Source organism: Chryseobacterium sp. WX (assembly GCF_029542485.1).
Classification (GTDB): Bacteria; Bacteroidota; Bacteroidia; order Flavobacteriales; family Weeksellaceae; genus Chryseobacterium; species Chryseobacterium cucumeris.
Window position 1 is genome coordinate 3,076,848 of the sequence record NZ_CP120710.1, and the last position, 16,771, is coordinate 3,093,618.

The 16,771-nt window shown below is 38.5% G+C and carries 9 protein-coding genes and 1 riboswitch; all 9 genes read right to left on the bottom strand.

Features of this window, described 5'->3' with window-relative positions; translation table 11 throughout:
- Positions 1 to 93: 93 nt before the first annotated feature.
- On the bottom strand, positions 94 to 1,077 hold the full coding sequence (locus PZ898_RS13840; RefSeq protein ID WP_241280303.1) for a M28 family peptidase: 984 nt from the start codon (positions 1,075 to 1,077) through the stop codon (positions 94 to 96).
- 42 nt (positions 1,078 to 1,119) lie between these two features.
- Positions 1,120 to 3,240, bottom strand: a complete 2,121-nt coding sequence (scpA, locus tag PZ898_RS13845; protein ID WP_062676050.1) for a methylmalonyl-CoA mutase — start codon at positions 3,238 to 3,240, stop codon at positions 1,120 to 1,122.
- A gap of 138 nt (positions 3,241 to 3,378) precedes the next feature.
- The gene (locus PZ898_RS13850; RefSeq protein ID WP_228436871.1) at positions 3,379 to 5,415 is read right to left on the bottom strand and encodes a prolyl oligopeptidase family serine peptidase; all 2,037 of its coding nucleotides are present in this window, start codon (positions 5,413 to 5,415) and stop codon (positions 3,379 to 3,381) included.
- A gap of 162 nt (positions 5,416 to 5,577) precedes the next feature.
- On the bottom strand, positions 5,578 to 6,255 hold the full coding sequence (locus tag PZ898_RS13855) for a hypothetical protein (protein ID WP_277693572.1): 678 nt from the start codon (positions 6,253 to 6,255) through the stop codon (positions 5,578 to 5,580).
- Positions 6,256 to 6,331: 76 nt separating this feature from the next.
- Complete coding sequence (gene prfA, locus PZ898_RS13860) at positions 6,332 to 7,417, bottom strand: peptide chain release factor 1 (protein WP_062676053.1); 1,086 nt, start codon at positions 7,415 to 7,417, stop codon at positions 6,332 to 6,334.
- Positions 7,418 to 7,569: 152 nt separating this feature from the next.
- The gene (locus PZ898_RS13865; RefSeq protein ID WP_277693573.1) at positions 7,570 to 8,874 is read right to left on the bottom strand and encodes an amino acid permease; all 1,305 of its coding nucleotides are present in this window, start codon (positions 8,872 to 8,874) and stop codon (positions 7,570 to 7,572) included.
- 7 nt (positions 8,875 to 8,881) lie between these two features.
- A complete protein-coding gene (locus tag PZ898_RS13870) occupies positions 8,882 to 11,314 on the bottom strand; it encodes a TonB-dependent receptor (RefSeq protein WP_277693574.1) in 2,433 nt (810 codons plus the stop codon).
- A gap of 93 nt (positions 11,315 to 11,407) precedes the next feature.
- Positions 11,408 to 11,513: riboswitch (SAM riboswitch) on the bottom strand.
- An 89-nt stretch (positions 11,514 to 11,602) separates the two neighbouring features.
- Positions 11,603 to 14,440: an alpha-amylase family glycosyl hydrolase gene (locus PZ898_RS13875; protein WP_277693575.1), complete on the bottom strand. Its 2,838-nt coding sequence runs from the start codon at positions 14,438 to 14,440 to the stop codon at positions 11,603 to 11,605.
- A 193-nt stretch (positions 14,441 to 14,633) separates the two neighbouring features.
- Complete coding sequence (locus tag PZ898_RS13880; protein ID WP_277693576.1) at positions 14,634 to 16,712, bottom strand: T9SS type A sorting domain-containing protein; 2,079 nt, start codon at positions 16,710 to 16,712, stop codon at positions 14,634 to 14,636.
- Positions 16,713 to 16,771 lie beyond the last annotated feature (59 nt).

Consider the following 16,771-nt stretch of genomic DNA (forward strand, 5'->3'; position numbering starts at 1 on the left):
TAGCTCTGAACATTGCTTCGTTGTTTTTTATTGGTTAAACTTGATTTTCAGGTGCAAATATATACATTTTTCTGAAAATCATAATATTTTTTTTCACTTCAGGTGAATAATACTGAGAAAAATGGCATCAATTACCTTTGTCATCCGTTTTGTATCCAGTGTTTTCAAAGTATCCGTAGTTTGGTGATAATTTTTATTTCTGAAAAAAGAAGTATCGGTGATCATGAGGGCAGGGATATCAAAATTCCAATAGTTCAAATGGTCGGAATAGTCTATTCCTGCAATGAATTTGGGAGCAGAGAACGTCTCTGTTTTGATCTGCTTTGAGCCTTTAAAATTTTTAATAAAGCTTTTTACAAATGGGCCTGCTCCAGTCATCTTTTTAGCCAACATAATAAAATTTCCTTGATCACCATATATCCAGGAAAGAATACCTATAGGAAAACCCTGAGAACCTTTTTCGTCTCGGAAATAACCTATCATTTCTACACTGGCCATTCCATAGACATCAATTTTGTTGTCTTTTAAGTATTTTGCATGAATATAGCTTCCCATATTTTCGGTTCTGAAATAAGGCGGCTCTTCCAGCGTGTAAGCAACCAAATCTACTCTGTACTTCAGCTTCTGTCCTTTCAACATTCTAGCGAGCTCCAATAGGGCAGTAACTCCGGTGGCATTATCGTCTGCTCCCTGCTGATCTCCACAAACGTCGTAATGTGCTCCAATAATGATCCGTTTGGTATTTTCTGTTCCAAAAGAAGTAATAACGTTTTTGTAAATTTTCCCGTCTACTTTATATTCCTGAAAAGCGGTACTGTCTCCATAAGGAGCAAACGTCTGATGAATATAATCTGCGATATGACTCAGCTGGTCAATATTTTTATGATTTCTAAATTGCGCTGTTTGGGTAAGTGCTGTCAAATGTTCCTTAACCAAAGCAGTATCTGCAACGGTTTTTGAGCTTTGTATGGATTTATTTTTTCCTGAAGCTAAAAGGAAAGCACCGGCGATAATAAATAAGCCTACGAGAAGAAACAGCTTTTTCCTCGTAGGCTTTATTATATTTTTCAGATTCATAGGTTATGTTTTAATTTCAGTACAGAAATTAAGTTTTTCTATTTATTTTTCTAAAAATCTTTCTAAAATTTCCACTGCACATTTCGGAAGATTGGTGCCGGGCCCGAAAATAAAGTCAGCACCATTGGCATAAAGGAATTCATAATCCTGTTGCGGAATCACTCCTCCTACAACGATGGTAATATCGTCTGCTCCCAGTTTAGATAATTCTTCCACTACCTGAGGAACTAATGTTTTGTGTCCTGCAGCCAATGAAGAAACTCCCAAAATGTGAATATCATTTTCTACCGCTTGCTTAGCCACTTCTTCCGGCGTCTGAAACAATGGAGCAACGTCTACGTCAAATCCCATATCGGCAAATGCTGTAGCTACTACTTTCGCGCCTCTATCGTGTCCATCCTGCCCCATTTTAGCGACCATTAGCCTTGGGCGGCGTCCTTCTTCTTCTTCAAATTTTTGAGTCAGATTAAGGGCTTTTTCAAAGTATTCGTTTTTACCGGCATTCATTGCGTATACACCAGAGATTGTTTTAATGTTTGCTTTATATCTTCCAAAGGTTTCTTCCATGGCATCACTCATTTCGCCAAGGGTTACTCTTCTTCTTGCGGCTTCGATACATAGAGCCAGAAGGTTTCCTTTTCCTGTTTTCGCGCTTTCGCGGATGTCATTCAGGATTTGCCCAACAGCTTCTGTATTTCTTTCTGCTTTGATCGTATTTAACCTTTCAATTTGTTTTCTGCGAACTTCAGTATTGTCAATATCTAAAATTTCTATCTGATCCTGCTTCAATGAGGATTTGAATGAATTGACTCCGATAATAAATTCCTCACCACTATCGATCTTAGCCTGTTTTTTTGCTGCGGCTTCTTCAATTCTCATTTTTGGAATTCCGGCTTCAATGGCTTTGGTCATTCCTCCTTCCTGCTCTACCTCATCAATATACCTCATTGCTTCCTCAATCATTTGCTGAGTAAGGCTTTCTACAAGGTTACTTCCTCCCATCGGATCTACGACATCACATATTCCGCTTTCCTGCTGAAGAATGATCTGTGTATTTCTTGCAATTTTTGCCGAATAATCTGTAGGAAGGGCGATAGCTTCATCCAGTGCATTGGTATGGAGAGACTGCGTTCCTCCTAATGCTGAAGACAACGCTTCAATAGCCGTTCTTGTAATATTATTGAAAGGCTCCTGCTCCGTTAAAGACCATCCTGAAGTTTGTGAATGGGTTCTTAATGCCAGAGATTTTGGATTCTGTGGATTAAACTGTTTCAAAAGGGTTGCCCAGATATATCTTGCGGCACGCATTTTCGCAATTTCCATGAAATGATTCATTCCGATTGCCCAGAAGAAGGATAACCTTGGGGCGAAATCGTCTACGTTCATTCCTGCTTTTATTCCTGTTCTTACATATTCAAGACCATCTGCCAATGTGTAAGCCATTTCAAGTACAGGCGTTGCACCAGCTTCCTGCATATGGTATCCGGAAATGGAAATGGAATTGAATTTGGGAATATTTTGCGAAGTGTATTCAAAAATATCTGCGATAATCTTCATGGAAGGTGCTGGCGGATAGATATAAGTATTTCTTACCATGAATTCTTTCAAAATATCATTCTGAATAGTTCCGGAAAGCAACTCCTGTTTTACTCCCTGCTCTTCTGCCGCCACGATGTAGAAAGACAAAATAGGAAGTACAGCTCCGTTCATGGTCATGGAAACTGAAATCTGATCTAATGGAATTTCATTGAAAAGGATTTTCATATCCTCCACAGAGTCAATGGCAACTCCTGCTTTTCCAACATCTCCCACCACTCTTGAATGGTCAGAATCATATCCCCTGTGCGTTGCAAGGTCAAATGCTACGGAAAGTCCCTTCTGACCTGCCGCAAGGTTTCTTCTGTAGAAAGCATTGGATTCTTCAGCGGTGGAAAATCCGGCATACTGGCGAATTGTCCATGGCTTCTGAACATACATGGTGGAATACGGCCCTCTCAGATAGGGAGCAATTCCTGGTGAAGTCTGCGTTAATGATTCATCTTTTACATCTTTTTTTTCATAGGATGATTTGAGTTCAAGGCCGTCTTTTTCAAAATTGTAAATCTCTTTTTCCTGAGGTAATACACTAAAATCCGGTTTTTTCACAGAAATTGTCTTTCGCATTCCAATTATTTTTGTCCCCGTAAAGTTAATTTTTTTGAACGAAACATGAAACTTCTGTTAATATTCTGTTTTTCTTTCATTTAGCAAAAGAAAAAGGCCAAACAAATGTCCGGCCTTTCTTATAGGTATAAATTTAAGTTATTTCTTTATCCCCATCTCAAATAAAGCAAATGATATAAGATCTGCATTTTCGCTGATCACCTGATCTGTTGATCTTCCAGCTCCGTGACCTGCATTCTTTTCAATTCTTAAAAGAATAGGGTTTTTACATGCTTGTTTTTCCTGAAGTTCTGCTCCAAATTTGAATGAATGTGCCGGAACTACTCTGTCATCATGGTCACTGGTAATGATCATTGTAGATGGATAGCAAGTTCCTGCTTTTACATTATGTACAGGAGAATAGGATTTCAGATATTCGAACATTTCCTTACTGTCTTCTGCAGTACCATAATCATAAGACCACCCTGCTCCTGCTGTAAATTTATTATACCTCAACATATCCAACACTCCTACTCCCGGGAAGGCTACTCTCGCAAGGTCCGGCCTCATTGTCATTGTTGCTCCTACTAATAATCCTCCGTTTGATCTTCCGGAAAGGGCCATGTATTCTTTTGAAGTATAACCTTTACTTTGAAGGTATTCTCCGGCAGCGATAAAGTCTTCAAAAACATTTTTCTTCTGCTGTTTTGTTCCTGCATCATGCCATTTCTTACCATATTCTCCTCCTCCACGGATGTTTGGAACAGCGTAAATACCGCCATTTTCCATCCAGATAGCGTTGACTACAGAGAATGACGGCTGAAGGCTGATGTTGAAACCTCCATAAGAGTAAAGAATAGTAGGATTTTTACCGTCCAGTTTAGTTCCTTTCTTGTAATTAATCATCATAGGAACCTTTGTACCATCTTTTGAAGTATAGAATACCTGTTCCGAAACATAATCATCCGGATTAAACTTCACTTTAGGTTTTTGATAAACTTCAGACTTTCCGGAATCTACATTGAATTTATAAGTCGTTCCCGGTGTAATATAATTGCTGAAAGAGAAGTAAACATCTTTCTCTTTTTCTTTTCCTCCGAATCCTGAGATATTTCCTTTACCCGGAAGAGTAATTTCTCTCACTAATTTTCCGGTTTTATCAAACTGTTTTACCTGGTCTATCGCATCAATCATATAGGTTGCAAAGAAATATCCTCCCCCTGAAGAGATTCCCAATACGTTTTCAGTTTGTGGAATTACGTCTTTCCATGTTGCAGGAGCCGGATTAGCAATGGTAGTTTTTACAAGACGCATATTCGGAGCATCTTTATCTGTAAAAATGAAAAGATCATCACCTTGTGTATCTACGATGCTGGCATTAATGTCAAACCCGCTCATAATTTGTACAAAGTCTCCTCCTTTTTTAAGGTCTTTTATATACAGTTCATTACCATTCGTGGCATTAGCAGCAGAAATGATAAGATATCTCTGATCTTCAGAAACTCCTGCACTAAGATATCTTCTTGGGGTCTTATCTCCTCCGAAAATCAATTTATCTTCAGACTGTTTTGTTCCCAGTTTATGAAAGTATACTTTGTGCTTATCCGTCATCCCGGAAAGTACTGTTCCTTCTTTAGGTTTGTCATAGCTTGAATAATAGAAGCCTTCGTCTCCCTGCCATGAAATTCCACTGAATTTTACATCCAGTAAAGTTTCATCAATCTGTTTTTTAGTCACAGCATCGATGATGATGATCTTATTCCAATCGCTTCCTCCTTCGGAAATAGAATAAGCTGCAAGGTTTCCTTTCTTATTGAATGAAAGATTGGAAAGAGATGTCGTTCCTTTTTCTGAAAATTTATTAGGATCTAAAAATACTTCTGTAGCATTGGTCTTGTTGTTGGTTCTGTACAAAACAGATTGCGCCTGCAGACCATCGTTTTTATAATAATAGGTATAATCTCCTTCTTTGAAAGGTGCAGAAATTTTTTCATAGTTCCAGATTTCCTTCAACTGATTTTTAATTTTATCCCTGAACGGAATCTTAGAAAGGTAATTCTGGCTGTAAGCAACTTCTTCATCCACCCATTTTTTTGTAGGTTCAGAGTCATTCTCCAGATCTCTGAAAGGATCAGAAACGGCAGTTCCAAAATAGGTATCTGTCTGGTTTCCTTTTAATGCTTTAGGATAATTCATTTTCTGAGAATAAAAAGATGCTGAAAACAATACTCCAGCGGTTAACAATATAGGCTTAAAATTCATACTGATCGGTTTTTCTCAAAAATACGCAAAGTATGTGAAATAAAAAAAGTCCCGTTGTATTGGGACTTTTCTATTCTTTATGATTATACTTTTAGACTATTCATTAGCTCCGAAACTTTCAAAATAGAAATCGGTAAGATTAGAAACAATCTCATCCGGGCTTCCGTTCCAATAATATATTTTGTCTCCTACTTTCATTTCGTAAAGATTAAAACTCTGATCAGCTGTTACTGTTTTATCAGCATTCTTGAAATCCTGAGCTGCTTGAACCAGATATTTTTTCAGTTCTTCTGCTTTTATTTTACTCAGATCGCCTTTTGGTCCGGAAGTTAATTTCGAGGGAACCAGAAAGCTTACGGAATAACTTATTTCTGCAATTTTTTCGTCCTTAACATATTCATTCGGGACAACTTTTACATTTTTAAAAGTCAGTTTTCCTGTTTTAAAATTCCCAAACATCGCGATAAAATACTCTTCCGCCTCTTTTTTGCATGCTGAAGCCGTAGCTTTTGGGAAAGCAGCCAGAAAATTCTCAACGCTGCCATTTATCATTTCTTTTGAAGTTTCCTTAAAATCTACCTGATACGCATTCTGACCTTCTACAGTAGGTCTTAGATAATCGTTAAGTTTGTTCAAAGCTGTTTCATCATTATTCACAAAAGTTCCGAAAAAGAGTTCAAAGGCTTCTTTGGGTTTCTTCACTTCTGTCTGAGCCATCAGCTGCTGTCCCATCATGGTCAATAACATCAGGAAAATAATTTTGTAGTTTTTCATAGTCGATATTTGTTTTGTTATTGGGAAAAACAAAGCCTCTGAACAGTCAGAGGCTTTGTTTTTATTTATCTTAATTTTAATAATTCTCTTCTTCCCCTTTCATCTTCTCTGCATTTTCTGCCATGATTACGGCATCAATCATTTCAGAAATATCGCCATTCATGTAAGCATCAAGGTTGTACATAGACTTGTTGATTCTATGGTCTGTAACTCTACCTTGCGGATAATTGTACGTTTTAATTTTTGCAGAACGGTCACCGGTAGAAACCATGGATTTACGCTGTGCTGCAATATCTCCCTGTACTTTCTGTAATTCGATATCGTATAATTTTGTTCTCAGCATTTCCATCGCCAGCTCACGGTTAGCCAGCTGAGAACGAGCCTGCTGACAAACCACAACAAGTCCTGAAGGCTTGTGGGTAAGCTGAACTTTCGTTTCAACCTTGTTTACATTCTGACCTCCAGCACCTCCTGAACGGGAAGTCTGCATTTCAATATCTGCAGGATTCAGTTCAAAATCTACTTCTTCAGCTTCCGGAAGAACTGCAACCGTAATGGCAGAAGTATGTACTCTTCCCTGAGATTCTGTCTCAGGTACACGCTGTACACGATGAACTCCGGATTCAAACTTCATGATTCCGTAAACACCTTCTCCTTCCACTTTCATGATCAATTCCTTGTATCCTTTCGCTGCTTCGTTAGAATCTGTCACTTCATGTCTCCATCCTTTTGTTTTGAAATACATGGTATACATTCTGTAGATATCTTCCACAAAAATAGCGGCTTCATCACCTCCGGTTCCGGCACGTAGTTCCACGATAACGTTTTTGTCATCTGCAGGATCTTTAGGAATCAGCAATACTTTCAGCTCTTCTTCCAATCCGGGAAGTTTAGCCTGAGCTTCCAGTTTTTCTTCTTTAGCCAGATCTACCAGATCTCTGTCTGAACCATCTGCAATGATTTCTTCAGATTCTGCGATACTATCCAGCGCCCCTTTGTACTGATCGTAAACTCTTACAATTTTTCCCAAATCACTATATTCTTTGTTCAAAGAAGAATATCTTTTTTGGTCTGAAATGACATCAGGCTGTATAATAAGGTCTGCAACCTCATTATATCTTTGTTTTATAGCTTCTAATTTTGGAATTAATGATTTAGACATTGTAGAAATTTTGTGGGTGCAAAGATAAGGATTATTAATTCAAAATTAAAATTCCAAATCATCATAAATTTTTGAGCATTAGGGATAAAGGATGCAAAACCACAAAAAGGTAGATTTGCCAATCTGTTTATTCCCTTTCTGAATAATCAAAACTAAGTTTGATATCCTTTAGAAAGTCTTCTGTCTATCAGATATAAAATAATTCCTACAGCGATAATTCCCAATCCTATCAAGCTTTCCTTAGGATTATGAATGAATGTAAAATAGAGGATATAGATACTGAACAAAAGAAAAACTGCCGGAAAAATATGGAAAGCATTCGACTTAAAGATTTTTCTGTCTTTTTTCTTCAGAAAGAAAACCGTCGAAATCGCAAGACTGGCAAAAAGCTGTAGTATAAAAGCTGTATAAACAAAAATTTCTTTAAAGCTTCCCGTTAAAATAATAATAGCAGCAATCACAGCATGGGCAAAGATAGCTCTTACCGGAATTCCTTTTGCATTTCCAGATGACAATGGTTTCCAGATGTGGGTATGTTTTGCAAAAGCCTGTGTCAGTCTTGAGCCAACCCACAAATATCCGCTTATGGTTGCAATCAGCTGCAGGGCTATAAAAATATTAACAATTTTTCCAAAAGCCGGACCCAACATATTGACTGCTGCTTCGCCCATCACATCTTCTTTTCCTGCCAGCTGATTTACAGGAGCGTGTTTCAGCATAATATAATTCACCAGAATATAGCTTACCGTCACAAAAACAGTTCCTATAATCAATGATTTAGGAAGGTTTTTCTGTACATCCTTTATTTCTCCCGCAATATAGGAAGCTGAATTCCAGCCTGTGTATGAATAGGTCACAAATACCAGAGAGGTTGCAAAGGCAGGAAGCATGATCTCATTCTGCCAGCTGTCACTGAAATTAAGGCTGTTGCCGATCTGGGGTGAATTTGAAATTCCTACTCCAAGAATAACCAGTACAATAATAAAAGCGATTTTAATGAATGTAAAAAAGTTGTGAAACCTGCTGGATGTTTTCAGGCTGAATGATAATGCAATTGCCACCAGGAATATCGTGGCTATGGCAAATCCGTTTCCGAAGCTATAATCAAATACAGAAAGGTATTTTGACATAGCCAAAGCAGCCAGCGCTACGGGAGAGGAAAATCCTATGATGAGCGAAATCCAGCTTATGAGATATCCGAAAATCGGATGATAGGTTTCTTTAAGATAAATAAAATCGCCTCCGTTTCCTTTAAAATGGGAGCCCAATTCTGCGTAGCAAAAAGCTCCGAACAATGCGAGAACTCCTCCGATGCTCCATAGCAGGAAAATACTGTAGGTGTTGGTAATATCGGAAAGCTGAAATCCCAAGGTGGTAAAAATCCCTGTTCCGATCATATTGGAAACGACGATGGCTGCGGCTGTTTTCCAGCCAATCTGATGTGAGGAAGTACTCATTTAATGATTAAAAATTAAAATTAAGCCTTCCGAAGAAATAATTCCCCAGCGTTCCCATCTGTACAGGCGCATATTTGAATACTCCATAATATGAATTTTTATAAATCTGGCGGTCCGGAAAGACATCAAATATATTGTTGGCTCCTACTGTAAAATTGATACTTTTAGTAATATCATACCCAACGCTGATGTCTGTCACTACTTTTGGTGAGAATTCCTGCACGTCTCCAAACGGATAACCATCTCTTATTACCTTACCAAAATAGGTATTTCTTACGAGAAAACTGAATTTTCCTATTCCATAATTTAATCCTAATGAAGCTTTTGTTTTTGGAGACAGGGTTTCAATGATATTGATCTGATCGGGACCAAAAAACTGATCCTGAGGCGTTCCTAAGTTTTCAGGAAAATGAAAATCTGTGATTTTTGTTTCCGTATAGTTTCCGGCAAGATTCATATTTAATTTTCCATTCCCAAGAATCCAGTCATAGGAAACCACTACATCTACTCCTTTCGTTTCTGTATCAATGGCATTGGCGAAGAATCTTCCGCTTTCTACCTTAAACTGATCCAGTCTTTTATCTGTTATATTGCTGGTGATCACAACTCTATCCTTTACTTTGATCCAGTATCCATCTATAGTAATTGTCAAGTTGTTTAAAGGTTTCAGCGTAAATCCAGCACTTGCATTGACAGAAGTTTCCTGTTTGAGTTTATCAAATCCAAGAATTTTAGCGGCTTCGCTATCGTTGCTGAATATTCCTTTGGTAACAATCTTAGAACCCGAAGTAGAAATATCCGCATAGGAATTATTAAAATACTGTTGTTGCAATGATGGTGCTCTGAATCCTGTCCCAACAGCGGCTCTTACCGCATAGTTTTTTACAAACTCATATCGTACAGCGAGTTTTCCATTCAAGGTATTTCCGAAATCTGAATAATTTTCAAATCTGGCAGCAGCGTCAATGTTGAGTTTTTTATCCAAATCATAGGAAACATCTGCATATACTGCCGTGGAATGTCTGTCTTTCTTCAAGGCATTGTTGGGAGAGAATCCGATGAAGGATTGAGATCCGCCTGCACCAAGCACTGTTGATCCTTCAGTGGCTACATTTCCATTGATGTCATATTGGGTATAGGATGCTTCGTCACCCGCTTTAATCTGGTATTGTTCAAATCTGAATTCTCCCCCAAATGCGATATTGAAACGGTTTATATTTTTAGAAACATCAAGATTAATGGTATTCTGCAGAAAACTATGGGCGCCTGCATAAAAACTTGTGGGTGATTTTGCACCCAGAGAAGCATTATTCGTATTGTTTACAGTATAATTGAAAGTATTGCTTCCAAAGGTGTTACTAAGGTCAAATAGCCAGTCGTTAACATTATATTTCGCACCTACAGCATAAGAAACGTCATATACCTGAGAGGCCAGAGTAGCCTGAAATCCGTTCGGATAAATGGATGAAACTACATTAGACTTTTCGCTCGGCAGTCTTCTGAAACCAAACCCTTCTCCTTCTTTAATACTGAAACCTCCGAAAGAATAGAGTTTAAAATGATCATTAAAAGGATATTCTGAGTTGAAAAACAGCTGTCCCTGTCTGATCTGGGCATCTCCGATCTGAAAATTAAAATCATCACGTGTTAATCCTCTTTTTGCAATTTCTGCATCATCTGCAGCTCTGGCAGCTTTTACGGCTTCAGCATCACCAGCAAATTCATAGGCAAAATTATCCCCGAAAATATCCAGGTCGTGATTTTGCGTTCTAGTGGTTTTTCCTCTGTGACTTAGCTGTAATGAAAGATTAATATAACCTTCTTTCTTTCCTAATGAGGTTCCATAGTTAACTCCTGCCTGGTAAGTATCACCATCATTTCTTCCGCTTAATCCGTAAGTAAGGCTTGCTGAAGCTCCTGTATTTTTCTTAAGAATTATGTTGATCACTCCTGCAATGGCATCAGAACCATATTGCGCAGCTGCTCCGTCTCTTAACACTTCTATTCTATCAATTGCAATTACGGGAATGGTACTCAAATCTGTTCCTACAGAACCATTTCCCACGGTATTCTGATAATTTACCAAAGAAGTAGAATGTCTTCTCTTTCCGTTAAGCAACACCAAAACCTGATCGGGTCCCATACCTCTTAAAGTAACAGGGTCAATATGTTCGGTACCATCAGAAGCAGACTGTCTCACTGCATTAAACGATGGAATCACATAATTCAGGAGATCCTGAGCAGTCATTTGGGGAGAACTTCTCTGGATTTTGTCGATATTAATTACATCTACAGGAACCGGTGTCTCCAGCTTTGTTCTTTTGACATTACGGTTTCCGACGATGATGATATCTTCGATCTGATTTCCTTTTTCCTCACTTTCCTGAGCCGCGACCAGAATTGCTCCAAGCAATAATACAGCTGTGCTTAATTTTTTCATTTTTATTCTTGCCAATTAATACTACGAATCTGACGGATCTTTCCGCAGATACACAAGACTTCAAGAAATGGAATTTATATAGAATATTGACTTCACTTATCTCCCCCAAAGGGTTGGAATTAGCACCTTTACACTTCTGGAACCGTGTAGGTTGCTAAGGTTTCACCGGGCCAAATCCCTCCACCTTTCTTGATAAATCTACTGCAAAAGTAGACTATTTTTTTGAACTTACAAAAAAAAGCAAATCTGCTGATCCGCAAATTTGCCTTTATTATTTTATAATTTATTTTATTCAATAATCATCTTTTGAATGGCTATTCCTGTATCTGATTTCAACTGCACAAGATACGTGCCTGCTGGATAATCAACCTTCGCATCGTAAGTTCCGCTCTCTTTATCCAGTTTGAAAGTATCCAGTTTTTTACCGGTCATATCAAAAATTGAAATTTCACCTTTTTTTGCTTTATTGAAAACGAGGTGAGCGATTCCGTTGCGAACCGGATTATCCGCAATCTGAAGAGATAATTTGTTGACCGCATTGGCATCTACAGTAGACAACGCACCTGCATAATTTCCAAAGATTCTGAATTCTCCGGGCTGTAAAGTGATCGGAGCCGTTGTGGAAACTATATTTGAAATACTGTTATCCATTAAATTCTGCCATTGACCAGTGTAAGGGAAATAAGGCACTACATTCTGTGCGGAAGTCGTGTAATTGGCCAATACGACAACATTCTTTATTCCTGTTGTAATAGCTGCATCATACACATAAATTCTTGTGATAAGACCAGTAGGATCATTCGTAAGGTTATTGGATTCTATACTGTAAGTTTTAGATTTAAAAACCTGATGACTGTTTCTGATGTTGATGATTTTAGCCCATGTATCATAGACTGCTTTTCGGTTCGCATTGGTATCATATCCTAAAGTGAATGCTACAGGTTTTTCATCGGTTCTACATCCGCTGTCGATGGTACCATTCGCACATCTGTTGATGCTGAATTCATAACCTAATTCTCCAAACTGCCAGATCATTTTCGGACCAGGGATAGTAAAGAACGTGGCCCCGAAAGTTTTCATTCTTTCAAGAGCGGTATTCAGGTCTTTCACATTGTAACCTCCGTTTATAGCACCATAGGCAAGGTTTTTAAACATCAGCCTCTCTTCATCATGGCTTTCTCCATAACCTACGGCACTCATATTGGTGAAGCCGTGAAGACTGTGATTCATACGGTCGTAGTTGCTGTTTTCCTGATAGCCCATCGTATTCTGATTGTAAGGATCGGTCTGTTTATTCCAAAGCATAACGCCTTTTCCTTCTGCTATTCTGTAATTCGCCCATTGCTGTTCTTCTGCATCAGTTCCAAGGTGTTCGAAGATCATATAAGAATTGGGATCAATGGCCCATTGTTTATCAGCATAATTTTTCATGATATCCACTCTGTCCTGCTGGTAGGCATTGGTACAGGCTTCATCATTTTCAGAACAGCTTTGCGTAAATCCTTTGGTTAAATCCCAACGGAATCCGTCTATGTGATATTCAGTCAGCCATTGCTGAAGACATCTTTCAACATAATATTGCGTTGAAAGACTTGTATGGTTAAAATCATTGAAGACATTGTATGAATGTTTCGGTACCTGGTTAAAGTAAGGATTGTTCGGTGCAACATCACCATAGCCGTCACCATCAGGATCAATATTCCAAAGTCTAACTAAAGGAGAGCGTCCTGTAGCATGATTAAACGCTACATCCAGAATGACTGCAATTCCGTTCTGATGACATAAATCTACAAATTCTTTGAATTTTTCCGGAGTTCCATAGGCTTTGTCTAATGCATAATGGAAAGAAGTATTGTATCCCCAGGAAAGATTTCCGTCAAATTCCATGATGGGAAGCAGTTCTATAGCATTGATCTTTAAATTCTTTAAATACGAGATTTTATCAATCAATGACTGCCAGTTTTTTTCTTGAGTAAAGTCTCTCAGTAATAATTCATAGACTATAAGATCCTGTTTCGCAGGTCTTTGAAAATTGGAAACCTGCCAATTATAAGCGGTCTGGCCTGTTTTAAATGTTGACACTTCAAAACCCTGCCCGGCAGGAAATGCTGGTAAGTTCGGGTAGGTAGAAGCCGAAATCCACGGGTCATCGTAAGAAGATAAAATTTGTGGGGAATAAGGATCTGCTACTTTTCTCAAATCGTTTGTTCTGTATTGGAAGGTATAAAGTTGCTGAGGAGTGATTCCATTGAGTTCAATCCAGTACAGATCAGGATTTGTAGTATCTTTTTTCATTAAATAGGTATCATTCACCGCCCAGTTATTGAAACTTCCTATGACGTGTACAAAATTTTTTCCCGGAGCATATAAAGCCAATCCCACCTTGGTTGGATCTGTCGGATGATAATTGATTCCCTGTCTGATCCAGTTGGGTATTGCCTGGGAAACAACATTTCTCGGAACCTGTACAATGAATGCTGCCGTTTTGGAATTGGTTCCCTGTGTCGCCACAAGTTCCATATTTGCATCCTGAGTAACCGTATAACTGTAAGAATAAGATTGTGAAGGCGTTGTTGCTGAATTGACAACAGTTCCGTTGGCTTTTAGCTGAAATGTAGCATTGGTACTTGCCGTCGCCGTAATAGTAATGGAATTTCCCGTAGGAACTGAAGTGAGGCTGTTCGCCAATGGATTTGTAAGCGTTAAGTTTAAAGTCCCTACGTTTACAAAAATATCGGGTGAAGTCTGATGCGATCCCGTCTTATCCTTTAATAAAAACCCAAACCTTCCGATTCCTGTTCTTCCATAAAAAGAAGTTGGTGTAAAAGTGAGTGAATAACTATCTGTAGCAGCATTATAATTCAGCTTATTCAGATCATTGGAATTGTTCCAGCTGCCATTGGTAGGGCAATCCTGACTATTCTGATAATTGGTATCAAACGACCAGGTCCACATATAAATGGCATTATTGGAAACTCCCCAGGCAGACTCGTCAATCTGATCACCTGGAACTGTAAGCGTAATGGCATCTGTTTCATTGAATGGATTGGGAGAAATTGTATAATTGATCTGACCAAAAACACCTATTGTAATCAGCAGAAAAACAACGGAATAAAATTTTCTCATATCTTATTTTTTATCGAATATAGTGTTATTTTTTATTCATAACCATCATTTTGAATCAGTTTTCGGGAAATATTTTATTTTTTTCGGAAAAAATCAAATAAAAAAAGACTCATGAAAATTTCATGAGCCTTCCAATAAAAGTAATTGTAATAAACTAATTTCTTTTGGCGAAATCTTTGGTATTGAGATCCGCTTACTCCTTTATAATTTTTTTAGAAACAGATTGTCCGTTCTTTAACTTTGACTCTACGATGTATAATCCTGAAGGAAGTTCAGTCATGTTGATCTGATGATCCGAGAACTGTACATTCATTCTTTGTCCTACAGCGTTCACAACGTTTACTTTTTCAATTCCTGAATCAGCTTTAACCATAAGAATTCCTTTTGTAGGGTTAGGATACACCCCAATTACAGATTGATTCAGTTTGGTTTCTGAAGTACTCAAAGAAGAGGTAGGCTTGATGCATCTTACTGATGATCCCTGTCCTCTCATAGCTCCGGCCGACGGATTGGCAATTGTCGATCCGATATACAGATATTTCGCTCCTAAACTTGATGTATCTGAACTCCAGAAATACCCTCTTTGCCCTACAAAAGTAAAGTTCCCGTCACTGGAGCTTCTGTATCCTCCTGCCGGTAATTTGAGATTGCTGCTGTAAGCTGTTGCCGGATTACCAATACTTTCTGCTCCTATTAAAGTTGTCCAGTCTGCCTGAGAAGGCATTTTCCAGTCTGGTCCTATTGCTTTACAAGGATCTATACCTACTGAAGCAGTGACATCTGCAAGTGATGCCCCATTCCATGTATCTCCACTTGCAAAATTTGCCCACCATGCCGGAGATCCTGCAACATAAGCTCCAGCTGTGGTACTTGCTCCTTCCGGAGTATTAGGAGATGGTGCTGGTACCATCTGGGAATTTCTAAGCTGGTGTCCATCATCCCATCTTCCCCATTGGAAAAGGTCTCCATAAGAATTCGCATCCGCTACTGATGTAGCCACCTGTAAGCTTCCAAGGTTCTGCTGAAGCCAGATTTTTCCGTCTGCTCCTCTTACCGTAGTATAAGCAACCTGTTGTCCGCGATACATAAAACTTACACAACCAATATCACCTACATTGGCTCCTGGATCTGTATTGCTGCATGTTTGTGGATTCAGGTTCAGAGAAATTCTTTTCACCTTTGTTGTATTGTCGGAATAAGCCAAAACAAGATAATTTTGTGCCTTATCTATTGCTAAATCATTGTATTTTGCTTCACCATCTGAAACAAAATCTCCTCCAAAAGGAACCCAGTTTTGCGAATCGTCTAATTGATAAACGGTATTTCTCAGGAAATTATCATTTTCAAAACGACTGGCTACCACATATGGCTTTCCTGAGTCTGTTACGGCTAAGGCAACATGCTGTACTCTTCCCTCTGAGAAGTTGGCATTTCCAACCTGTACCCATGAGCTTCCGTCAAACTTTCTGACATTCAACTTCCTTCCTCCTCCGGAGTTGGAAACATAAGCAATATAGATTCTGTTTGCTCCATCTAAAGCAATATCAGCATTATACTGCTCTCCTGATGAAGAATCATCTGCTGCTGTTCCTCCTACCAGTGTCCAGTTTTGTGCTGAGCTGGCATCTGTACTGTTCTGATATACTTTTATCCCTCCGGAAACATTGCAGGTGTACACCATATTATTGGTTCCTATTACCATTTCTGCAAATTCAGCACCTCCTGAAAAACCAGCATTTCCGACCTGTTCCCATGCACCTCCGGAATATTTTTTTACTGTTCCGGAACCGTAAGATCCATAAGTGAATATAATATTATCAGAAGATACCGCAGAAGCCTGATAATTTACCGAGCTGTCTGTAGCATTAGGAAGCTGAGACCATAAAGAGCCTGTAAATAAACGTACTTCCATCCCGGAGCCTGGATAACCAAGCTGATTGGTATAATAAATACTGTTTCCGTTTGGACTTATAGACAATGAGTTATAAGTAGCTGTTCCTGTAGTTACGCCTGGAACACCGCCTAAGTAAGACCATGAGCTTCCACTAAATTTCTGAACAGAACCTTTAGCTATAGAAACATCATAATAGGACACATAATAATTTCCTGAATTGTCAATAACAAGATTATTGAAACCACTTCCTCCTGCAGATACATCCTGAATGCCTCCTACACTTTCCCATTGCTGAGCATACATATAACTTCCAGCAACGGCTAGCAATGCTAATCCTGTTCTGATTTTCCGTATTGCAAAATATAAATCTTTAAACATATGAATATTATTTTTAATTATTCTAAATTTAATTTAATTTTGCGCAAAAGTACCTCAGA